Origin of the sequence: Winogradskyella arenosi (assembly GCF_003337305.1) — a bacterium.
Classification (GTDB): Bacteria; Bacteroidota; Bacteroidia; order Flavobacteriales; family Flavobacteriaceae; genus Winogradskyella; species Winogradskyella arenosi.
This window is the reverse complement of record NZ_QPJO01000001.1, coordinates 169,597-192,558: the sequence shown is the minus strand read 5'-3', so window position 1 is coordinate 192,558 and position 22,962 is coordinate 169,597. Positions and strand designations below refer to the sequence as shown.

Below are 22,962 nucleotides of genomic sequence, written 5' to 3'. Positions count from 1 at the left end.
GACATATCCTAACTCAGTATCAATACTCTTAATTTTTAACTTGGTTTACCTACGGAGTTGAGGTTTAATTGTCCTTCTTCTAAGGCCCGTTTTGTGGTGTCGTATCCTAATTTAAATATAGCATCTACATGGTTCATACCAAAGGTGGTGTAATGCACTAATTCTTGTGGACTGATAACCATATCGCAATGTGAGAATTTAGACATGGATTCTGCAGCAACCATAATTTTATAGGAACGCTCTACAATGGCAAAAGAATGTTTTAGGTCTTTCATGGTTACCTTTTTTAAAGGATTTACATAAACGCCTACAATTTTATCGCAGGGTTCTATTAGAGGTTCAACCGGGAAATTATTTAAGGTGCCGCCATCAACATAAAACTTTCCATTAATTTCAGTAGGGGTAAAGACTCCAGGAAAAGAGGCCGAAGCTATAATGGGCTTAATTAATTGCCCTTTACTAAACATTTTTGAAGTGCCATCTACAATATTAGTAGCAGGAATAAACAAAGGTTTTTTTAAGGCTTCAAAACTGTCTTCAGGAAAATACGCACTTAAGTCGTCATAAAAGTTATCAGAATTTAAAAATCCCGGTTTTCGTCTTGCAAAGCGCTTGGTGTTAAAAAGGGGAATGGTTTTAAAGAAGTTTAAAATTTCAGACCAATGCACACCAGCGGCATAGAGAGCGCCAACGATGGCGCCTGAGCTTGTTCCGGAAAGGTGTGTTGGGTAAATGCCGGCCTCTTCTAAGGCTTTAATGGTCCCTATATGTGCGGCGCCTCTAGCACCTCCTCCAGATAATACTAATCCTAAATTCATGCTTTTTAGTATAAGTCCTACAAATGTACAACGATGTTTTAAATGCAACCAAATGATTTTAAATTCATTATAAAATTGGGCTAAATACTTTAGCGGTGCCTTCTTTTAGGCGTTCTAGTTTAGAACGTTGTAAGTGTTGATGGTAGTTTAATTGTTGGCTTTTTTTACAGTCGTTTAAAAAATCGTGCTTTAATGTGGTTGTAATCGTCTTATCATACATTAAAACATTGACTTCGTAATTCTGTTCAAAACTTCTGATGTCTAAATTGGCAGTGCCTATGGTAGACAATTCGTCATCAGAAAGCATCACTTTGCTATGTAAAAAGCCATCGGGATATAAATAGATTTTTACGCCGGCTGCAAGGAGATTTTCAAAATTAGAACGTACGGTCCATTTCACTAAAAGGCTATCAGAATTGGCTGAGAGCAGCAGTCGGACATCCACACCACTTAAGGCGGCAATTTTTAAGGTTTCTAATAGTGCTTCTCCGGGAATAATATAGGGGTTAATAATGTAAACGTAGTTTTTTGCCTTATTAATTAAAGAGAGATAGAGGTATTGTATGGAAGAAAAATCAGAATCAGGGCCACTAGATACAACTTGAGCGGTACTTTGTCCTGCACGAATTTGTGGAGCAAAATATTTGGTGTTTAATAATTCTTCTGTACCACTCGCAAAGCTCCAATCTCTAGCGAAAACGGCTTGTAGACTATGAATAACAGGGCCTTCCATTTGCAAATGCATATCGTACCACGGTCCTAAATTGGGATCTCCGTTAATGTATTTATCGGATACATTAATACCACCGGTAAAACCATAGAGTCCATCTATGATCACAATTTTTCTGTGATTTCTATAATTAACAGAAGAAAGGAACCGGCCCAATCTCATCGGTAAAAAACCATAAACCTGAATGCCTTCCGTTTTTAAACTTTTAATGAATTTTTTACTCAAAACGCGGCTGCCTAAAGCATCATAAAGTAATCTGACTTCTACGCCTTCTATGGCTTTCTGTATCAATAAGCTTCTAAATCGGTTGGCTAAATCGCCTTCTTCAAAAATATAATATTGAATATGTATAAACGTTCTTGCTTTTTCTAAGGTTTTAAAAATGGCGTCAAAGGTTGCTGGGCCATTTTTTAAGGGTTGTAAGAAATTGCCTGTGGTAGGGAAAGCCCCAGAACTTTTAGTCATCATTTGGGCCAAACGATGATGTTGTTTTAAAAGCGGAGGAATTGGAGTTGTAGGCGCTTCGGATTGATGAAGAGCGTTATACTTTTGAAGATAACCAAAAATAGTTTCATTTTTTTTAAAATGATAAAATTTATTCTTTTTTCTATTTCGACCTAAAATAAAATAGAGAAGCATACCGCCAACGGGGATTGTAAAAATAGCGAGTAACCAAGCTAAGGTTTTGGTTGGTCTTACCCCGTAAAGTAGTAATCGCCCCATTAAGACAAATGCAATTAGAACATATGCAATGAGCGCAAACATCATAAATCTTATAGTTTAAAATAAGTAAGGTACCGCTTTTATAGGCGGGTTTTATAGCTAAGGCTTCTCTGAAATACGCAACTTATACAACGATCTCTTAGGTTTATAGGCAAAAGCTATTTTGCAAATTACAATTTTTTAGGGCCGTAAATAATGATATAGATCAGTGTTAAGGCCTTATCATGGCGTTTGACGGCTAGAGGTTGATAGGATTTTACTCTAGAACTTTAAGAACTAGGGTTCAGGTAGGAAGAATGGGGAGTGCGTTTTTTTTCGTTATCATTTTTTGTAGTTATATTTTTAATGCGCAAAAGGCCCCAAATCTTCCCCGTTTTGATGCTAATAAATTCTTAAGGATTTTTATCTTTAGCTTTTTAAACCTCAATTTTAAAAGATGTTTCCAGAAGATCAAGAAATTTTTAATATTCTATTAGACTCTGTTTCAGAAGGTGTGGTGATTGTTAATGATAAGCAAACCATTGTAAAAGTCAACAAAGCTGGAGAACAGATGTTTGGTTATGGTGAAAACGAGTTAACAAATCAGCCTTTGAATGTTTTAATTCCTCGTAATTATCATGTAGAGCACGGCAGGCATTTTAAAGGTTTTGTAAAAGATAACAAGAAGCGTAGTATGGGTCACGGTCGTGACATCCACGGTGCTAAAAAAGATGGGAGTATTTTTCCAATAGAAGCCAGTCTTAATCCGTTTATACTTTTTGATCAAAAATATATCATGGCCTTGGTTATTGATATCACCGAACGAAAAAGACTAGAGCAAGAAAGGAACCATTTAACCAATATTATCTTAGAATCCCTAAATGAAATCTATGTGTTTGATGCGCATAGTTTATTATTTGTGAGTGTTAATTACGAAGCTCAAAAAAACCTGGGCTATACCATGGATGAGCTTTATAAAATGACGCCTTTAGATATAAAGCCTGAGTTTACGGAAGAGGATTTCAGAAAAAAAATAAAAGGGTTACGTGAAGGTGAGGTTGATAAAATTGAGTTTGAAGCGGTCCATCAACGTAAATCCGGAACAAGGTATCCAGCGAGTGTGCATTTGCAACATTCTAAGTTGGGAGGGAATGATGTTTATGTGGCTATAATTTTAGACATTACAGAGCAAAAAAATTATACCCAAACTTTAGAAAAGACTGTAGAGGTTAGAACCGAAGAACTTAAAACAGCTTTGGCAGCAGAAAAGGAGCTAAACGATTTAAAAACGAAGTTTCTTTCTATGGTTTCTCATGAGTTTAAAACCCCTTTAAGCGGTATTTTAACCTCGACTATATTATTGAGTAAATATAAATTGACAGAACAACAAGAGAATAGAGAAAAGCATTTAAGAACCATTACCGATAAGGTACAATATCTCAATTCTATTTTAACAGATTTCTTATCTGTAGAGAAACTTGAGAAGGGTAAAATTAATTATAATTTTAGCACCTTTAAGTTGAGTAAGGTCTTAAATGAAGTAATTTATAACGCTAATATGTTGCTTAAAGATGGCCAGCATATTAATTATCCTGAAAATGTAGATGACATTAGCTTATACCAAGATGAGAAAATTGTTGAATTATCCTTATCTAACCTAATTTATAATGCCATTAAATATTCTTCAGAACATGCTATTATAGATATAGAAATTTTTCAAGATGCCCATAAAACCACCTTTAAGGTTATAGACAATGGTATTGGGATTCCGCTTGTAGATCAGAAAAATATTTTTAACCGTTATTTTAGAGCGGAAAATGCCTTATTAATGCAGGGCACAGGAATAGGATTAAACATTGTGAAAGACCATTTAGAAAATTTAAATGGAAGCATTACTTTTGAAAGTGTTGAGAATGTAGGCTCCACTTTTATTATAGAATTACCAAATAAAGCACAGCTATGAAAACAGTTTTACTGATAGAAGACGATACCGTATTAAGAGAAAATACAGCAGAATTATTAGAGCTTTCAGACTTTAATGTTATCACGGCTGCTAATGGCGCCTTAGGGGTAGAAACGGCAAAGCAATCATTACCAGACGTTATTGTTTGTGATATTATGATGCCTATACTTGATGGGTATGGTGTATTAGAAGCACTATCTAAAGACAGTACAACGAAATTTATACCCTTCATTTTTTTATCAGCCAAAACAGAGCGTCACGATGTTAGAAAAGGAATGGATCTCGGTGCTGATGATTACATTACCAAACCTTTTAGTGAGGAAGAGTTAACAAGTGCTATTGAAAGCCGAATTGCCAAAGCCGCTATTTTAAAAGAGGAACGCGAGGCGCACCAAGTACAACCACAAAACAATGAAGAAGAATTAAGAACTTTAAATGATTTAAAGAACTTTTTTGATGATAACGGAACGGTTTTTAAGTTCAGAAAAAATGAAACCATTTATCAAGAAGGGCAGAACTCTAATTATGTTTATCTCATTCTACAAGGTGTTGTAAAGTGTTTTAAATATGATGAAAATGGAAAAGAACTGACTACGGCACTTCATAAGGAAGACGATATTTTTGGCTATACCTCATTTACTCAAAATATTCCCTATAAAGAGAGTGCTACAGCGATGAAAGATGTGGAAATGGTTGGGGTGTCTAAATCAGAATTAAAAGAGGTCTTAGATAAAAATCATAAGATCACTTTAGAAATTATTCAGTTGCTTTCCGAAAACATTACAGGTGTTAAAGATCAATTGTTACAGATGGCTTATAGTTCTGTAAAACGCAAAACTGCGGCTACTATTCTTAGGTTTGCTGAAAAAATAAATGCTAAACCAGAAGACCCTATTAGAATTTCTAGAAGTGATTTAGCCAGTGTGGCAGGTATTGCTACAGAAACCTTAATTAGAACGATGTCCGATTTTAAAAAATTAGGAATCATTGAAATGGAAGGCCGCACGGTCAAGGTTCTAGACTTACAAAAGTTACAAGATATCCAGTAATTATAGTGGCGTAATTTTTATTAGTGACGAATATCATATTTTAAGACCACGCAGAGGTCTAGATTTGTGGTGACTAATAAAAGTTACGCGATGAATATTTTATTACCTACAGATTTTTCCGAAAATTCTTTAAACGCCATTTCGTATGCGATAGATTTTTACAAAGCCGTAAAATGTAATTTTTACCTCTTAAATGTCTGTCTTATGGATAGCTTTATGGCAGGGGATAGTAGTACCACACCGACGGCTAGCCAAATTGAAGAGTTGTACGTTAAACCCTCTAAGCAACGCTTAGCAAATGTGTTAAGTACGCTTAATGACGAAGGAAAAATTAACGAGAATCATCACTTTTTTACCCTAACCGAATATGGGTTCTTTCTAGAATCTATTAGAAAACAGGTTTTAGAGCAGAAAATAGATGTGTTGGTAATGGGGACAAAAGGAGCGTCTGGTCTTAAGCAATATATAGTAGGGAGTAATACCGGTGATGTTATTACAAAAGTAAAGTGTACCACCTTAGTGGTTCCAGAGGCTGCCACATATAGGCCACTTAAAGAAATTGCCTTTCCTTCAGATTTTAATATGTCTTATGATTTGCAAACCTTAGAGCCGCTATCCGAGGTTTTAAAAACATCAAAAGCTAATTTGCGCATGCTTCATATTCATAAAAAGGATATAGAATTAAGCGTAGAACAATTAAATAATATTGATATTTTTAAAGCTTATTTTGATGCTTATAACCCTAGTTTTGATTATATTGAGAATAGAAAGGTCGAAGATGCCATACAAACCTTTGTAGAAACTAAGGCTATTGATATGATGGTTATGGTGGCTAAAAATTTAAATTATTTTCAAAGCATCTTATTTCATTCTAAAGTAGAAAAAATCAGTTACCACACGGATATTCCGTTCTTGGTACTTCATGAATAAAACCCTTGCCTTATGGATACGTCAATTTTTTTAGCAAAGTTTTGGGGATGGTATCTTATCATTTTCTTCTTGATATTGAGTTTAAATCCGAAGCGCATAAAACAGGTTTTTAATGATTTAAAAGATGAAAAATTCCTCATTCTATTTTCATTTATAGCCATTATAATTGGCTTATTAAATACCTTATTTCATAATATTTGGGAGCCTAATTACAAGCTTATTGTCACCTTAATTGGTTGGTTAGCGTTGTTTCTTGGTTTAGCCCTGTTTATGTTTCCGAAGCGTACGGTAAAGTGGTTGGTGTTATTTAATATTAAAATGGTGCAAGTCATCTATACCTTGTTATTTTTTGTTGGGTTGTTTTTACTTAATGAAGTATATCATATTGTGCCGGTATAATTGCGTAATGCGCTTTATAAAAATGGGGTCATGATAAGACTAGCTGTTAGGTGTCGTTCATTAGCATCTCAAGAATTTTAGATTTAGAGAAAACAAACATTTTAACGTTTGTAATAAGGGCCGTAAAGTTTTACCGTCATCATAGCGTTTACGGGCTGTTTAACGAGGGTAAGGCTTATATTTATTTGTAAAATTAACTATATTGTATACAGAATTACCTTAATAACTTTTTTTTAATTGAAAAATTATTATATTTTTGGTTAACCAATCTGGTTAACCAATTTTTTTTATATCCATGATAACATGAAGTTCAAATTTGTATACGCACTCTTTTTTCTCGCAATCCTTGCGTACAATTGCTCAAGTGATGAGGGTGATGCAGAAGATTCTGCACCCACAACTGTGGTGGACCCAAGCGACGATGAGGACGATGACATTACAGATGAAAACTTTGCCGATATAAATTTTTCAAATTGGAAATTGACCTTACCCGTAGATGCCGATAATAATGGGAGTCCAGATGAGTACCAACCTTCTGCACTCATTGATGGTTTATACAGAACCAACGCCGCTATTCAACCTTTTATGTATGACGATGTAGACGATCAGGCCATAGAATTCTACACCTTACCGGGGGTTTCTACCACTAACAGTTCTTATTCTAGAACCGAATTAAGAGAGTTAATAAATCCATCGACCTCTAGAGAAAATTGGTCACTACAAGAAGGCGGAATCCTAGAAGGGCGCCTAAAAGTGGTTGATATTTCCGAAGATCAGGAAACGAACCGAACTTATCACCGTACCATTGTTATGCAAATTCATGGTATTATTTCTATAGAAGATATGGAGACACATGGGTTTAGTTCTAATAACGGTCCGCCTTTAATTAAAATAACGTGGATTGATGGCGATTTGTGGTGTTATAAAAAATCTTTAATTGATGAAAATACTTCTGGAGATGCTCTCTTAGAAACCTCGAGTGCGACTTGGGCCGATGAAAAAATCAATATGGGTTATGTTGGTTTTGAACCTTTCGATTTTAAGATCACAGCGTCAGAGGCAAGATTAGAAGTGCAACTTAATACGAATACGCCTGTAGTTTATGAAGATGTAAGTCTAGAAAAATGGCCTTATGAGAATTATTTCAAAGCTGGAAATTATCTGAGCTCTACCGCAGATAATGCTTTTTCCAAAGTAAAATATTACGAACTAAATGTTACCCACTAATGATAAACAATATGAAGAACTATCTATTAATTTTCAGTCTGTTTTTACTAACCTTCGCTTGTGAAGAGTCTGCTGTCGTTATTGAAAAGACAACCATTGCAGATGCACAAACCTTAAAGGAAGCAATTGAAAAAGCGCAACCAGGTGATGAGTTAATTTTAAAAAACGGCGTTTATAAGGATATTCAAATAAAATTTACAGCACAAGGTGAGGAAGGAAAGCCTATTACCTTAAAGGCAGAAACGCCAGGGGAAGTGTTTATAGAAGGAGCTTCTAATTTACAACTTGGTGGTGATTATCTTGTGGTTGAAGGTTTACACTTTAGAAACGGTTATACACCGTCTCGTCAGGTTATTCGTTTTAAAGTGAGTGATAATGCGGTAGCAAATCATTCAAAAGTGACCAATTGTGTTATTGAAAATTTTACGCAGCCCGATCGCGATGTTAAAGACCATTGGATAGAATTATGGGGAAGACATAATGAAGTCAGCCATAATTACATTACCGGAAAATCCAATTACGGCCCAACCATTATGGTCATGCTAAAGGGTAATGAGCACATTAGAAACTTTCACCAAATTGTTAATAACCATTTTGGGCCACGTCCTAGAAAAGGAGGGCCACATGGAGAAACCATGCAAATTGGAGATAGCGGAACTTCTATGACACCATCACATACCAATGTTGAAAATAATTTGTTTGAGCGTTGTAATGGAGAGGTAGAGATTATCTCTAGCAAGTCTAACTATAACGTCTTTAAGAATAATGTGTTTTTTGAGAGTGAAGGCTCTCTTGTACTTAGACATGGAAACTATGCGACTATAGATGGAAACATTTTTATAGGAAATGATAATTCTAAATTTATCGGTGGTATTAGAGTGATAAATACCGGACATTGGATTACCAATAACTATTTTTATAAACTGAAAGGAGAAACGTTTAGAGCGCCTTTAGCGGTTATGAACGGTATTCCAAAATCACCACAAAACCGTTATAATCAAGTTACCGATGCTGTTATTGCCTACAACTCTTTTGTAGACTGTAAAACACCGTTTCATTTTAGTGTGGGGTCTAACGTAAGTCAGAGTGAGGTGCTTCCAAAATCAGAAATTCGTTCGGCAAGACCAACAAGAACCATCGTGGCTAATAATGTGTTATATAATGAAACGCCTTTCGATTTTCCTATTGAAAATTACGATGAGGTCGATGGAGTTTTATTTAAGAACAACTATAGCAATAGTGCTAATAAAAGCAAAGTTCAACCTGAAGGGCTTATCACTAGCAGCATGCAAGTTGAAAAAATTACAGAGGCTTTAAAAGTGGCGAAAGTAAACTCAAGTGATATCTACAAAGGGTTTGATTTTGAAACCATAAAGACCGATATTTTTGGAACCGAAAGAACTCCAGAAAACAATACTGTAGGAGCGATTATTAATGCTACAAACCATAAAGAATTATACGATACGTCTAATTATGGAACAACGTGGTATAATGGCGAAAAAATTGAAGCCGTTACGAAAACGATTGCGGTTAGTAATGCAGCGGAATTAAGTCAAGCTTTTGCTGCTGCGAATGCTGGAGATACGATTCGTCTTAATCCTGGGGTGTACGACATTACAGAAACACTGCCGGTAACTAAAAATATAACGGTTACGTCTGCAGACAAAGCAAATAAAGCTCAATTACAATTTACATCTAAAGCATCGGCCTTTACTTTAAATCCTAATGGCGTATTGCATATGGAAGATGTGAGTCTTCAAGGAGATCATACACAAGCGGTCTTTAAAACCTTAGATAAAAACATGAGAAGCGCTTATGGGCTTTGGTTAAACAATACTGAGATTAGTAATTTTAGTGAGGTTTTAGAAGTGTCTAAAGGGTCATTTGCCGATACAATTTCTATTAAAAATTCAATTATTAAAGATTGTGCACGTGGTATTCAGCTTAATAAGGAAACCAATGATAAAGGCGATTATAATAGTGAATTTGTCTATGTAGAGAACAACAGCTTTACAAATGTTAAAGCCAATGTGCTAAATTATTATCGTGGAGGCTATGACGAGTCTACTATTGGAGGAAACCTTGTGTTTAAAGGAAATACAGTGACGCAATCGGGTCAGGATGATGACGAAAACATATTAATTAAAACAAGAGGTATTGTCAATGTAGAATTTGCAGACAATACATTTAAAAACAATCCGGTAAAATTTACCGCCATACTTTGGGGAGAAAAGGGCCAAAAGCCAGAAAATAATATCGTGCAAAACTCTGGTAAAATTGAAGTGGTTCAGAATTTAAAATTGAAGTTAGTCTATTAATTACATGAACCACTTTATAGCCTTTTTACTTGGTCTCATATGTTGTGCTCCGTTAGGAGCTCAAGGTATCCCGTCGGGTCGTGTTTTAACGGTAAACGAGTTAAGCCATTACGTTACGGAAGAGGCAAAAGAGGCTATGGAGCGCAATGATGAGGTAACAGTAGCGCAACTCGCGTTGTATTTTAGAAGGGCCTTTAAAACACGTTATTTTTTTAATTGGGAAACGGTAGACCAACGGTTTCAGGATTATCAAAAACGCTATCCAACATTAAAAGCGCATCATGCTGCTCGGGCAGCAACACACCGAAGTATATTTCCGGCTCAGGCTCAATGGAAATTACCGTATAAGGACTTAAATGGCGAAGCTGTTAATGCGTATGCCTTACGTCATTTGGCAAGACAGCATAAAATGGTTGATATTGGGTATTCGTATTTTTATAATGCAAAAGAGCGTTCTTCTATAGAGTATTTTACAACCCAACTTGCGTCTTTAAATACGGCCTTTGCTAATGGCGATTATGAAAAACTTGAAGATGGAAATGGGGTCTATGAGGCCTTCCGATCGGGTTATAGAATATTAAATTGGTTGCATTTGCATAGCCTATTTTTAGGCGAAAAAGCATATTCCGACGAAGCACAATTACAAACCATAGCAACACTATTACAGCATGCTCAGCATTTGTATGAGCATAATAGAACCTTCAAATTTGGAAATCACCAAACACGCGGGCTATCGGCTTTAGCTATGGTTGCTATTTTACTTAAAGATTTTAAGGGTGCAGAGCTATGGTATCAGCATGCTATGACCCTTTTAGGGGAACACCTAGATAAGGAGATCAATGCAGATGGGTTTCAGTTTGAGCGCACTATTCATTATCATATCAGCGATATCGGTAATTATTTCTATGTGTACCAATTGGCTAAAAAAAATCAGTTAAACATTGAGGCCACTTGGGAAAATAAATTGAAATCCATGTTTTTAACCTTGGCAAAAATCGCATTTCCAGATCAATCAGCACCCGTGTTATCTGATGATACCGATACACCGTGGGCTGAAAAGAATGATATTTCTGGTGCTATGACTTTAGGTTACCTCTTATTTGAAGATCCTGAAATGGGTTATTTTTCAACCTCAGATCTTAGTCCAAAGTTTTATTGGAATGTTAGTGCCTCAGAACTTCTTAAGTTAGAAAATATTCAGAAAAAAACGCCAACCTACACCTCTTTGGCGTTTCCAGATACGGGTTACTATGTAATGCGAGAAGGTTGGGAGACTCAGGACCACATGCTTGTTATTTCAGCAGGTTTAGATGAAAATAAACCCGATCACCAACATGGTGATATGTTGGGAATCCAAGCCATGGCTAACGGACAGGTTGTGTTACCGAATTATCAGGTGCGGTACAGTTTAGACGATTTAGAACTGTTTAAAAACTCTCTGACAAAAAATGTAGCCTTAGTCGATAATGAATTACAAGGGAAAGCTTATACCTCTAATAAAGGTGGAAGTGGCTTCGGAAAATTTAAAAGTTTACCACAACCGGAAGTAACGGTTTTTAAAACCGGTCCAGAATTGGAGCTGTTTGTTGGCCGTCATAATGGTTTTGAAGCTATAGGAGTAGATTATAGCCGACAAGTTTTAAATGTTGAAAATGCCTTTTGGATTGTAAAAGATAATTTTAAATCTGAAGAAGCGCATGCATACAAACAAATTTGGCAAGGGCATTATAGTTTAGAAAAGCGCCCTAATTTACTGCGGTCTAGTTTTAAAAATGGATCGGGATTAGATATCTACCAACTCCATCCGATTGATACGGTAAGTACCGATGGTGCTCGTGGAAAAACGTGGGCCATTGCTACAAAAAACCAGCAAAATAATTTCCAGTTTATTACGGTAGTATTTCCTTTTAAAACTTATGATGCTCGTATCGATGAAACAGGAACAATACAAGAGCTTAAAGGTTGGCAACTCAATGCTTCAAAATGGAAAATGACAGGCGAGCAACCACTTTCTTTATCTAAAAATTCACAATCTATTTTTTTTAACATAAAACAACTGCAACACGGAGATACCACAATAACGTTTAACAAACACTCTGATGTGTGGCTAAACGATAAAAACGAACTTAAAATGATGCCGTTACACGATAAGGAGATGACGGTAACTATAACGCAATTAGGAACCTCTAAAACCAAAACTTATCATGTAGAGACCAACAACATGAACTAATAAACTGCTCTAAACTAAATAAACTCTAAGCTAAACAATGAAAACAATCTCTAAACTTATACCGCTTTTATTACTGATTTTTATGTCTTGTAAAGAAGAAGAAAAAACGACAGAGGTGTCAGAATCTGAAACCTTAAAATCGCATCCTAATTTAATTTTAACCCAAGAAAGTGTGGCCGAGATTAAGGCTCACCTCGGGAGCATTCCGGTTTTCGATGCAACACTGGCTAAAGTTCAAGAAGAAGTCGATTTGGCCATCGCAGAAGGTATCGATGTGCCAATTCCAAAAGATATGGCTGGGGGATATACCCATACTCAACATAAAGCCAATTACGACCATATGCAAAAAGCAGGTGTACTATTTCAATTGCTAGGCGATGAAAAATATGCCATTTATATTAGAGATATGCTGTTAGAATATGCGGCACTTTTTCCAACTTTAGGGCGTCACCCACAAGAGCGTTCGTACTCTAGAGGTAAGTTTTTCTGGCAATGTCTTAACGATTCTAATTGGTTAGTTTATACCAGTCAGGCTTACGATTGTATTTACGATTGGCTTCCAAAAGAACAAAGCGATCATTTAAACCGCACCTTGTTTAAACCTTATGCCGATTTCCTATCGGTAGAAACGCCTAAGTTTTTTAACCGTGTACATAACCATAGTACTTGGGGAAATGTGGCTGTAGGGATGATTGCCTTAGTTATGGATGATGATGAATTATTAGACAGAGCGTTATATGGTTTAGAAGACGATAATATAGACCCTAACGAGTTAGATGACGACGGTGGAGTTATTAAAGATAAAGATGGGAAGGCGGGCTTTTTTGCCAATTTAGACAGTCCGTTTTCTCCGGATGGATTTTACACAGAAGGGCCGTATTACCAACGTTACGCAATGTATCCGTTTATGATTTTTGCTGAAGCACTTCACAATAAAAAACCAGAATTAAAGATTTTTGAATATAAAGATGGCGTTTTGTTAAAAGCCGTGGATGCCTTACTTAATTTAACCGATGCTGATGGTGAATTTTTTCCGCTAAATGACGGACAAAAAGGGATGTCGTATTACACAGCCTCTTTAGTTTCGGCTGTAGATATCGCTTATTATTACGGTTCTCAAAGACCAGAATTATTATCGGTAGCCAAGGCACAAAATAAGGTGCAATTAGATGCGACCGGATTAGCGGTGGCTATTGGATTAAAAGAAGGTAAAGAACAGCCTTTTATTAAAAAATCTATGGAACTTACAGATGGGCGTAATGGCGATGAAGGCGCTGTTGGCATCTTAAGACACCAAGATGACAATGCGGCAATGACTTTAGTGATGAAGTATACTGGGCAAGGTTTAAGCCATGGTCACTATGATAAGTTATCCTTTTCATTATACGAAGACGGAGAAGAGGTGCTTCAAGATTACGGTTTATCGCGTTTTGTTAATGTCGAACAGAAAAATGGTGGTGGGTATTTAAAAGAAAATAAAACTTTTGCCAAGCATACTATTGCTCATAATACGGTGATTCAGGATGAAACGTCGCATTTTGATTATGATTTTGTTACCGGAAGTCGTCACCATTCAGACCGTTATGTTTTTGATGCGTCTAATCCACAAATTCAAATTATGGGGGCAAAAGAACACAATGCCTACCCAAATACAAGTTTTCATAGAACCATGGTTATGGTGAAGGATTCTACTTTAGCCAAGCCTTATATTATTGATGTATTTAAAGTGCTTTCAAATACGGCACATCAATACGATTTACCGTATTATTATTTTGGGCAAATTGTAGCAACAAGTTTTAAAACTGAAGCGCCAAAAGCTTTAGAACCTTTAGGAACTAAAAATGGTTACCAACACCTTTGGAAAGAAGCTGAAAGTACGGCCAATGCAGATCATATTCAGTTTACATGGTTAAACAATCAAATTTTTTATAGCATCACCTCGGCAACCCATGCTAAGGATAAAGTGCTTTTAGCACGCACAGGAGCCAATGATCCGGAGTTTAATTTACGTCGTGATCCAGCAATGATCTTAAGAAAAGAGAATACCGCATCAGCCGTTTTTGCATCGGTTATAGAACCACATGGCGTTTATAACGCGGTGAGTGAAACTGCAGATAATGCCTATAGTCAATTTGAATCTGTAACGGTTGTTTTAGATGAAGAAGCCTATACGGCAATCGTCTTAAAAATGACTTCTGGTGCTTCTAAATTATTAATTTTATCTAATTTAGATCCCAATAACGAAACCGAACACAACTTAAAAATCGGAGCTAATAACTACCAATGGACAGGTGCTTATTATTTCCAATAAATTAAAATCACACAAATAAAAATTACACAATTATGAAATCATTTGGATCAAGTAAAGAGTTCTTATTAGACGAAAACCAAGAATGGGAAGTCTTAGGAGGCGGTATAAAAAGAAAGATTATGGGTTATGATGATAAAATTATGCTTGTAAAGGTACATTTTGAAGAAGGTGCTATTGGGTATGAGCACGAGCATCATCATTCTCAAGCGACCTATGCAATTGGTGGGGAATGGGAATTTACCATTGGTGGTGTAACAAAAACGGTTAAAGATGGCGATTCAGTTTATATCCCACCTCACGTACTTCATGGGGCTAAATGTACGAAGGCAGGAATCTTAATAGATGTCTTTAGTCCAATCCGTGAGGACTTTATGGAATAAAGATTTAACTCTGTTAGAAGTAAAATTTTAACAGAGTTTCTTTTACGAAAACGTTGTATTTAACAATATTTTATATATATTTGGTTAACCAATCTGGTTAACCAATTTTTTTGTGCTTGTTTTTACAGAATTAGAGCTAATTCTAAGGGGAACATCCAATAAAAAAGAGGTTCAATTCCAGAAGGCCACTTTAACTAAATAACTCTAAAATAAGCAACAATTCATTATGAAATTAAAAATTAAATCAACCTTGATTATTTTTGTTTTAATGTGCTTTTCGCTAAACGCACAAGAAGCAATGTCTATTAAGGGTCAGGTGATTTCTACAACCGATGGTATGCCAGTTCCTGGTGTAAACATTGTAGTTGTAGGAACAACTAAAGGGACCACTACAGATTTTGATGGATATTATCAACTTAATGCCAAAAAAGGTGATATTCTTCAATTCTCTTACCTTGGTTTTGCAACCCAATTAATAACCGTTAAAGAGCAAACAACAATTGATGTGTCATTAGTGGAAGACGCTAGTGCTTTAGAGGAAATTGTTGTGATTGGTTACGGAACCCAAAAGAAAAGTCATACCACAGGGTCGATATCAAAAGTTGTTAATGACGATTTAGGTCAGATTGCCGTATCGCGTGTAGATGATGCTTTAGTAGGGCAGGTTTCAGGGGTAAATATACAAGCCACTGACGGAGAGGCTGGTGCTGCCCCAACCATTACAATTCGTGGTGTAGGATCTATGGCAGGCGATTCAACACCTTTAATTGTTGTTGATGGTGTTATTGTAGATTCAGACTTTTTAGGCTCTTTAAATATGAATGATGTGGAGTCTTTTGAAATTCTTAAAGATGCCGCATCTGCTGCAATCTATGGATCTAAAGGGTCTAATGGTATCATTATGATTACCATGAAATCGGGTATAGAAGGGAAAACGAGAGTGACTTACAGTACGTATACCGGATTTAAGGAAGCTAGAAAAAGTGAAGCTTACGGAACAACAACTCAAGAATGGGCCGATATGCAAATGGAAAGAAACGGAGAAATTTCTGTTTTTACACAAGCACAATTACAAACCGGTACAGACCGCTCTTGGCAAGATGTATTCTTTGATGGAGGAACCATTTCAAGCCATGCCTTATCATTTAGAGGTGGAAACAAGGATACTAAATATAGTGCAAGTTTAAATTATTCTGATGATGAAGGGGTGTTACTTCTAGACAACTACTCTAAGTATGGTGCGCGATTAAAAGTGGATAATAAAATTAGTGATAAAGTGTCTATAGGGGTTAACTTATCACCTTCTTATACGGAACGTAAGCGTTTTTCTGAGTCGGTACACAACGTGGCAAGACACCAACCTTGGTTGCCAATTTATCATACAGAAGAAACCTTACAACATGTAGATCTTAATGATTTTTCTGGTCTTGAAGTTGGAGATTACGTAAGACAAAATCACTTTACGATTTTTGATTTAGACGGTGATGGTGAAATTAATGATGTGCTTCAAAACATCGGGAATAGTACCAACCAAAACCCATATGCAAGAGTTACTGAACGTAACCGAATGGATAAGAAATTTAAAATGTTTGGTAGCGTTAACGGAAAGTATAAAATTATTGATGGGTTAAGCTTTACCACAACCTTATCAGGATCTATTCAAGATACCAAACGTACCGATTACTTAGGAACACTAGCAAGAGAGCAAACAAGTGATGCTTACATGGTAGAGACCAACCAAAAAGAACAGTATTACATTTTTGATAACTTCATAAACTATAATACAAGCTTCGGAAAACATGAGTTAGGGATTACCCTTGGTAACTCTATAGAAACAAGAGATTATTTCTTCTCTACAATAAAAGGTATCGGTTATGAAAATGATATCGTGCAACAAATCTCTGGAGCCACCAATATTGTAGCTTCTGAAACTTTTGGGATGGAATGGCAAAAACGAGGCATCTCTTACATCTCTAGATTTACTTATGCTTATGATGATAAATACTTAATGTCTTTAAGTATGCGTCGTGATGGAAGTTCAATTTTTGGTAGCGATTTTAAATACGGTAATTTTGTAGCAGCTTCTGCCGGTTGGAACATCGCTAAAGAGAATTTCTTAAAAGACAGTAATATTATTTCTAGCCTTAAATTAAGAGCAAGTTATGGGGTTACCGGTAATGACCGTTTAAATACAGGAAGTGTTAATCCAGATGCACAAGGAAGCTCTTCGGTATTAAGTTCAGATAATGTATTACAAGATTATTATCCACATTTATCATTACTAGACTTAACGTCTTACGTTGTGGACGGGTCTTTATCTACAGGATATTCGCCTTTAAATATTGCAAATCCAGAGTTAAAATGGGAGCGTTTAATTGAAATCAACCCAGGGATCGATTTCGGATTTTTAAATAATAAAATTACAGGATCTGTAGATTGGTACCAAAGAACAAGTGATCAATTATTATTGAACAACCCAGTGTCTTCTACAACTGGTTTTAATACCGCCTTAGTAAACTTAGGAGAGGTTAAAAATCAAGGTTTTGAGTTTGAATTAAGAACAAGAAACATTAATAAAAGAAACTTTACATGGCAGTCAACATTGATTGCAACAACCAACGAAAATACCTTAGTAAATTTTGCCGATTCTAACGGACAAATTACAAGTATAGATCCAAGTCGTCCAGCAGAATGGATTAACCAAGAAGGACAGCCTATTTCATCATTTTACGGTTATGTTGTAGAATCTGAAGTACCTATTGAATATAGAGATCGTCCTTACAGACATGTTGGTGCAGAATTTGGATGGGTAAAAGTAAAAGATTTAAATGGTGATGGTGTTTTAGATGATGATGATAAAACCATTTTAGGTAATCCTTACCCGGAGTTAATTTGGAGTTTATCTAACGATTTTACCATTGGTAATTTAGACTTCTCTTTCATGTTCCAAGGATCTCATGGGGCTGAGGTAAGAAATATAGGTGATCACTATTTATTTAGCCATAACAATAACAGAACCTTAAACGATGCTGCCGCAGAAGCCGGGTACGAAACGGAATTCTTAGTGGACAAATACTTAACCAATAGTATGATTCAAGATGCGTCTTACATCGCCTTAAGAAATGTGAATATTGGGTATAGCTTTCCAACAGAATTACTAGAAAAATTAGGGTTCTCTAAATTAAGAGTATACGCTTCAGGACAAAACTTATTGTATAGAACAGCAGACGGCTATACAGGATGGAACCCAGAAGCCTTAGATAAAACAAGTCCTACGCAATACGGATACCAAAGAGGAGGTTCGCCAATTTACAGAACAATTTCTTTAGGATTAGACGTAGACTTTTAATAAACAAATAATTACTTAATACAACATATTATGAAATTTATAAAATATATAGCTGTCGTAGTTGTAGGTGTTTTAGCGACGTCTTGCAGCGATTTTCTTGAACCAGAACCAAGTTCAGCAATCACATCAGAAAATTATTATTCTACTATAGATGAGTTAGAAACAGCTCTTGTAGGAGCTTATGATGCTATTCAAGGCGAAGGAAATTACGATAAGGATGCTAATCACGGTGTGCAGTACGAATTTTACATTACTGAAATGCGTAGTGGAAATACAGCGACTAAAATTGCCGATCCAGACGATTTTTCAGATTCAGGACAATTTGAAGCCTTTAATGTGCTTCCAACAAATGGTATTGTTGCTAATTATTATTCAAGCTTCTATCAAGTGATTTTTAGAGCCAATGTGGTTTTAGAAAACTTATCTAACGTAGATGACGATACCTCTGCAATTGAAGCGGAAGCTAAATTCATTAGAGCTTATGCTTATTTTAACTTGGTAAGATTATTTGGTGATATTCCTCTAGTAGACCATGTTTTAAGTCCTTCTGAAACGGATACACAATTTATAAGAGTGGATAAAAACTTAGTGTACGACTTAATTGTGACTGATTTGCAAACTGCCGTAGCAGGTTTAGATAATACCTATAAAACAAGAGCTTCTAAAGCCGCAGCTCAAGGGCTATTGGCCAAAGTGTACTTGTCTTTAGAAGAGCCAGATTATGTAAATGCACAGTTAATGTGTGAAGAAATTATTAACAGCGGAAACTTTAGCTTAGTAGATTACTACGATGTGTTTTATGACGAGTTAAATTCTGAAATTATCTTTGCTATTGGTTTTGAACCTGTAAATGATAGTCAAACCTTTTCTGCACAATGGATGAACCAAGTTGGTGTATCTAGTGGATTAAACTACGCCACCTATGATTTAGTTGATGATCTTAATGAGTTTGGAGGCGAAAGAACGCAATACTCTTACAGACAAGATCCTTTACACCTTACTTCGGTACGTTATCAGTGTGCTAAATATTTTCCTAATGGCGAAGATGGTGGGACCACAAACCCACACCAGTTTGATACCAACCCAGAGTTAGCCGGAAACGATTGGATTGTGCTTCGATATGCGGATATTTTATTACTACATGTTGAAGCTATCATGGCCGGATCAGACCAAACCAGCGCAACGGCAGCCTTAGCTTCTTTTCAACAAGTAAGAGATAGAGCAGGTTTAACAGATCCTGTAACGGAAATTACGGTAGACGATTTATTATTAGAACGTCGTGTAGAGTTGGCTTTTGAAAACCATAGATTATTCGATTTAATCCGTTTAGGAAAAGCACAATCGGTATTATCAGCATATTCAGATCTTAACGGATTTGGTTTTACCTCTTCAGATTTGGTATTACCAATGCCGCAAAATGAAGTGAATTTAAGTGATGGCTTAATGACGCAAAATCCAGGATACTAATTAGTAGGAACTAAAAACATTAAACAATGAAAAATAGATATAACATAAAAACCTATGTATCACAAAAGCTCATGGCAGCGTTACTTGTTGTAACTTGTGCAATGGCTACAGCTTGTGATCCTTCAATTGATGCTCTGGCTTTCGATTTGCCAGATGCCAATTCTCAAGACGATAAAACACCACCTACCGCGTTATTTACCGTGTCTGAAGGTGATGATTTTCTAAGTTTCACCTTTGCTAATGAGTCTGTAAGTGCTACGAGCTATTTGTGGGACTACGGCGATGGAAACACCGCTACAAGCTTAGATGGTATGAATACTTACCCTGATGAAGGGACTTATACTGTAACCTTAACCGCTACAGATGATTTAGGCGTGTCTAGCACATATTCTGAAGAGGTTGTTGTGGTAGAACCAGAAATTCCACCAACATCAATTCCAGTAATCTTAGAAGCTGGTTTCGATAATGGTAATGATAGTAGAGATCCATGGCGAAATTCAGACTTAGGAGGAGTTATTCAAATCACTTCTTCAAACGGATATCATGAAGGTTCTTATGGGGCAAAATTACCAACTTCTGGAGATCGTATAGGCTATCAGTTAATTGGGGAGTTTACACCTAATAAAACCTATCAATTAAACTTTAAATATGCTTTTAGAGATCAAATAGAAGATGCTAACGGAAGTTTAAATGTGGCTATGGTACAACCTATGACAGATTTAAGTCAGTTTGATGATAATGCGATGGGAATGATCACATTTACAGAAGACGTAGCAGGAGCAGGAGCCCTAGCGAGTGGGGCTTTAGTCTTTAATTCTGGAGCTAATACCTCTTTAGCCATCTTCTTCTTTAATGCAGATGATGAGGCTTATATAGATTCTTTTGAAATCATAGCCTTAGAGTAAAAATTGACTTTTAATAGCAAGCTTAAAAATTAACCATTCAAAACAATTATGAATTAATAGTAATAAAAATAACTGTCTTATTTTTGGGCAGAAAACTTAACCGTTATTACAACATATCATATGAAAGTGGATACGACAGCGAAATCGGAAAATACAAAAGGAATAAATGAGATTATCTCTAGTATAGGAGAACTAATCACTGTAAAAAACCTAGAACCAGGAGATAAACTGCCATCAGAGCGCATGCTATCCGAGAAGTTTAAAGTGTCTAGAGGCGTTGTCAGAGATGCTATTCAGAAACTGGAGTTGTACGGACTATTAATTTCTAGGCCGCAGAGTGGAACCTTTGTAGCCAATATCGGGGTCACAGCCATGAATGGTATGATTGAGGATATTTTAAGATTGGAAGACCAAGATTTTAAAGCCTTAGTCGAAACTCGAATTTTATTAGAATTAAAAACTGTAAGATTAGCAGCGATAAGAAGAACTAAAGAGGATTTAGAGAATATGATGTCGGCTTTAACGGCCTATTCAGAAAAAGTGACTAACGGAGAGAGTGCCGTAGAAGAAGACCTTTTATTTCATTTAGCCATTGCAAAAGCGAGCGGTAATGCGACGATCAATAACTTTATGTTAATGATTACGCCTGAGATTATTACAAATTTTGAAACCTATCATGTTTGTGGTAAGAGTAGAGCCTTAATTGGTATTGAAGAGCACCAAGCTATTTATGATGCCATTAAGCAACAAAACCCGCAATTAGCAAAACAAAAAATGAAAGATCACTTTAGTGAATTGTATCAATACTGTTATAATATTTAATATAAAAAGAAATTATGCAAATAAGTAAAAAGATTAAAGGCTTACGCTGGTGGGTGGTCACGTTGATTGCTCTAGCCACAATCATTAACTACATAGACAGACAGTCTTTAAGTGTACTTTGGCCACAAATTGCCGATGAAATTTATCCCGGTCATACACCAGATGAGCATAAATCCATCTATGCCCTTATTTCCATAATTTTTGTGTTTTCATACGCTTTTGGTCAGGCGATCTTCGGAAAAATATTTGACTGGGTCGGAACCCGTATTGGATTTACCCTTTCTATCGGGGTATGGTCGGTAGCAACCGCTTTACATGCTTTAGCACAAGGGATCTTAAGTTTCGGGATCTTCCGCGCTATTTTAGGGATCGCTGAAGCCGGAAACTGGCCTGGAGCCACCAAAGGTAATGCCGAGTGGTTTCCAACAAAACAAAGGGCTTTAGCGCAAGGAATTTTTAATTCTGGAGCCGCCATAGGCGGGATTATATCCATTCCATTAATTGCCTTTTTAACCATTTATTTCGATTGGAAAGCGATTTTCATCATCATTGGTCTTACTGGTTTACTTTGGTTAGTGCCTTGGTTAATTTTAGTAAAAGCACCACCAAAGGATCACCCTTGGATTACAGATGAAGAAAGAGAGTATATCTTAACGGGACAAAGAAATGAAGATTTTGATGGCGACGGTGAACCTGATCAAGAGTACAACCCGGATACCGGAAAACTCTTAAAGCATAAACAAAGTTGGGGTGTTATTTTGGCCTCTGCTGCCATTGATCCAATTTGGTGGTTGTTTGTATTCTGGATTCCTATCTACTTACATGAAGTGTATGGAATGGATGTTAAGAGTATTGGACTTTACGGATGGGTTCCTTATGTAGGAGCGATGTTTGGCGCTTGGTTTGGTGGTTTATTAGCACAAAACCGATTAAAAGCAGGATGGAATGTAGATAAAACTCGTAAAATGGTCATCACTTTAGGTTGTGTTTTAATGCTTCCGGCATTAATTGCAATGTCTAACCCAGGAGGACCAACACAAGCGGTTCTAATTATGGCGGTGATTTTATTTGGTTTCCAAACGGCTATTGGAAATGTACAAACCTTACCAAGTGATTTATTTAGTGGTAAAACGGTAGGAACCTTAGCTGGATTTTCAGGAATGGCAGCCAAATTAACGGCGGCAGGTTTAACCTATTTAGTGCCTTGGTTAACTAGTGGAGGAAATTATTCTCCAGCCTTTATTATAGGTGCCGCATTAGCCGTAATAACACTTGCGAGTGTATGGATTTTATGTCCAAATATAGCCCCAGTAAAACCTAAAAATTAATAAGAATAATCATAATAATAGAATAAGTATAATT

At 36.2% G+C, this 22,962-nt stretch carries 16 protein-coding genes; 14 read left to right on the top strand and 2 right to left on the bottom strand.

The genetic code is table 11. The annotated features are described in order from the left end of the window. Positions 1-35 precede the first annotated feature (35 nt). Together DFQ08_RS00765 and cls are read right to left on the bottom strand one after the other, a co-directional pair. Positions 36-818, bottom strand: a complete 783-nt coding sequence (locus DFQ08_RS00765; protein ID WP_114307895.1) for a patatin-like phospholipase family protein — start codon at positions 816-818, stop codon at positions 36-38. Positions 819-885: 67 nt separating this feature from the next. Then, on the bottom strand, positions 886-2,316 hold the full coding sequence (gene cls, locus DFQ08_RS00760) for a cardiolipin synthase (protein ID WP_114307894.1): 1,431 nt from the start codon (positions 2,314-2,316) through the stop codon (positions 886-888). Positions 2,317-2,707: 391 nt separating this feature from the next. On the opposite strand from cls, the gene DFQ08_RS00755 reads away from it, so the two are divergent. The 14 genes from DFQ08_RS00755 to DFQ08_RS00690 all read left to right on the top strand — a co-directional run bounded on the left by DFQ08_RS00755 (position 2,708) and on the right by DFQ08_RS00690 (position 22,928). Next, entirely contained in the window at positions 2,708-4,213 is a 1,506-nt protein-coding gene (locus tag DFQ08_RS00755) for a sensor histidine kinase (protein ID WP_114307893.1), read from the top strand. Beyond that, the gene (locus tag DFQ08_RS00750; protein ID WP_114307892.1) at positions 4,210-5,262 is read left to right on the top strand and encodes a response regulator; all 1,053 of its coding nucleotides are present in this window, start codon (positions 4,210-4,212) and stop codon (positions 5,260-5,262) included. Before DFQ08_RS00755 ends, DFQ08_RS00750 begins: the two co-directional genes overlap by 4 nt. Positions 5,263-5,352: 90 nt before the next feature. Continuing rightward, positions 5,353-6,192: a universal stress protein gene (locus DFQ08_RS00745; RefSeq protein WP_114307891.1), complete on the top strand. Its 840-nt coding sequence runs from the start codon at positions 5,353-5,355 to the stop codon at positions 6,190-6,192. Positions 6,193-6,204: 12 nt separating this feature from the next. After that, a complete protein-coding gene (locus DFQ08_RS00740) occupies positions 6,205-6,591 on the top strand; it encodes a hypothetical protein (protein WP_114307890.1) in 387 nt (128 codons plus the stop codon). A gap of 303 nt (positions 6,592-6,894) precedes the next feature. Further along, positions 6,895-7,818 carry a polysaccharide lyase family 7 protein gene (locus tag DFQ08_RS00735; RefSeq protein WP_114307889.1) on the top strand — a complete coding sequence of 308 codons (924 nt, stop codon included), beginning with the start codon at positions 6,895-6,897 and terminating at the stop codon, positions 7,816-7,818. Positions 7,819-7,829: 11 nt separating this feature from the next. Then, complete coding sequence (locus DFQ08_RS00730) at positions 7,830-10,136, top strand: chondroitinase-B domain-containing protein (RefSeq protein WP_114308633.1); 2,307 nt, start codon at positions 7,830-7,832, stop codon at positions 10,134-10,136. A 4-nt stretch (positions 10,137-10,140) separates the two neighbouring features. Continuing rightward, the gene (locus tag DFQ08_RS00725; RefSeq protein ID WP_114307888.1) at positions 10,141-12,366 is read left to right on the top strand and encodes a heparinase II/III family protein; all 2,226 of its coding nucleotides are present in this window, start codon (positions 10,141-10,143) and stop codon (positions 12,364-12,366) included. A 37-nt stretch (positions 12,367-12,403) separates the two neighbouring features. Beyond that, positions 12,404-14,677 carry an alginate lyase family protein gene (locus DFQ08_RS00720; RefSeq protein ID WP_114307887.1) on the top strand — a complete coding sequence of 758 codons (2,274 nt, stop codon included), beginning with the start codon at positions 12,404-12,406 and terminating at the stop codon, positions 14,675-14,677. A gap of 32 nt (positions 14,678-14,709) precedes the next feature. Then, positions 14,710-15,057 carry a cupin domain-containing protein gene (locus DFQ08_RS00715; protein ID WP_114307886.1) on the top strand — a complete coding sequence of 116 codons (348 nt, stop codon included), beginning with the start codon at positions 14,710-14,712 and terminating at the stop codon, positions 15,055-15,057. Positions 15,058-15,283: 226 nt separating this feature from the next. Continuing rightward, positions 15,284-18,406, top strand: coding sequence for a SusC/RagA family TonB-linked outer membrane protein (locus tag DFQ08_RS00710; RefSeq protein ID WP_114307885.1), 3,123 nt, complete (start codon positions 15,284-15,286; stop codon positions 18,404-18,406). 30 nt (positions 18,407-18,436) lie between these two features. Continuing rightward, positions 18,437-19,873 carry a RagB/SusD family nutrient uptake outer membrane protein gene (locus DFQ08_RS00705; RefSeq protein ID WP_114307884.1) on the top strand — a complete coding sequence of 479 codons (1,437 nt, stop codon included), beginning with the start codon at positions 18,437-18,439 and terminating at the stop codon, positions 19,871-19,873. A gap of 26 nt (positions 19,874-19,899) precedes the next feature. Then, complete coding sequence (locus DFQ08_RS00700) at positions 19,900-20,778, top strand: PKD domain-containing protein (protein ID WP_114307883.1); 879 nt, start codon at positions 19,900-19,902, stop codon at positions 20,776-20,778. Positions 20,779-20,898: 120 nt separating this feature from the next. Continuing rightward, positions 20,899-21,600: a FadR/GntR family transcriptional regulator gene (locus DFQ08_RS00695; protein WP_114307882.1), complete on the top strand. Its 702-nt coding sequence runs from the start codon at positions 20,899-20,901 to the stop codon at positions 21,598-21,600. Between the two features lie 14 nt (positions 21,601-21,614). Next, positions 21,615-22,928 carry an MFS transporter gene (locus DFQ08_RS00690; protein ID WP_114307881.1) on the top strand — a complete coding sequence of 438 codons (1,314 nt, stop codon included), beginning with the start codon at positions 21,615-21,617 and terminating at the stop codon, positions 22,926-22,928. Positions 22,929-22,962 lie beyond the last annotated feature (34 nt).

Excerpts from the sequence above, each read along its gene's own strand:
- DFQ08_RS00765 (WP_114307895.1), bottom strand. The coding sequence starts at position 818 with ATGAATTTAGGATTAGTATTATCTGGAGGAGGTGCTAGAGGCGCCGCA.
- cls (WP_114307894.1), bottom strand. The coding sequence starts at position 2,316 with ATGATGTTTGCGCTCATTGCATATGTTCTAATTGCATTTGTCTTAATG.
- DFQ08_RS00755 (WP_114307893.1), top strand. The coding sequence starts at position 2,708 with ATGTTTCCAGAAGATCAAGAAATTTTTAATATTCTATTAGACTCTGTT.
- DFQ08_RS00750 (WP_114307892.1), top strand. The coding sequence starts at position 4,210 with ATGAAAACAGTTTTACTGATAGAAGACGATACCGTATTAAGAGAAAAT.
- DFQ08_RS00745 (WP_114307891.1), top strand. The coding sequence starts at position 5,353 with ATGAATATTTTATTACCTACAGATTTTTCCGAAAATTCTTTAAACGCC.
- DFQ08_RS00740 (WP_114307890.1), top strand. The coding sequence starts at position 6,205 with ATGGATACGTCAATTTTTTTAGCAAAGTTTTGGGGATGGTATCTTATC.
- DFQ08_RS00735 (WP_114307889.1), top strand. The coding sequence starts at position 6,895 with ATGAAGTTCAAATTTGTATACGCACTCTTTTTTCTCGCAATCCTTGCG.
- DFQ08_RS00730 (WP_114308633.1), top strand. The coding sequence starts at position 7,830 with ATGAAGAACTATCTATTAATTTTCAGTCTGTTTTTACTAACCTTCGCT.
- DFQ08_RS00725 (WP_114307888.1), top strand. The coding sequence starts at position 10,141 with ATGAACCACTTTATAGCCTTTTTACTTGGTCTCATATGTTGTGCTCCG.
- DFQ08_RS00720 (WP_114307887.1), top strand. The coding sequence starts at position 12,404 with ATGAAAACAATCTCTAAACTTATACCGCTTTTATTACTGATTTTTATG.
- DFQ08_RS00715 (WP_114307886.1), top strand. The coding sequence starts at position 14,710 with ATGAAATCATTTGGATCAAGTAAAGAGTTCTTATTAGACGAAAACCAA.
- DFQ08_RS00710 (WP_114307885.1), top strand. The coding sequence starts at position 15,284 with ATGAAATTAAAAATTAAATCAACCTTGATTATTTTTGTTTTAATGTGC.
- DFQ08_RS00705 (WP_114307884.1), top strand. The coding sequence starts at position 18,437 with ATGAAATTTATAAAATATATAGCTGTCGTAGTTGTAGGTGTTTTAGCG.
- DFQ08_RS00700 (WP_114307883.1), top strand. The coding sequence starts at position 19,900 with ATGAAAAATAGATATAACATAAAAACCTATGTATCACAAAAGCTCATG.
- DFQ08_RS00695 (WP_114307882.1), top strand. The coding sequence starts at position 20,899 with ATGAAAGTGGATACGACAGCGAAATCGGAAAATACAAAAGGAATAAAT.
- DFQ08_RS00690 (WP_114307881.1), top strand. The coding sequence starts at position 21,615 with ATGCAAATAAGTAAAAAGATTAAAGGCTTACGCTGGTGGGTGGTCACG.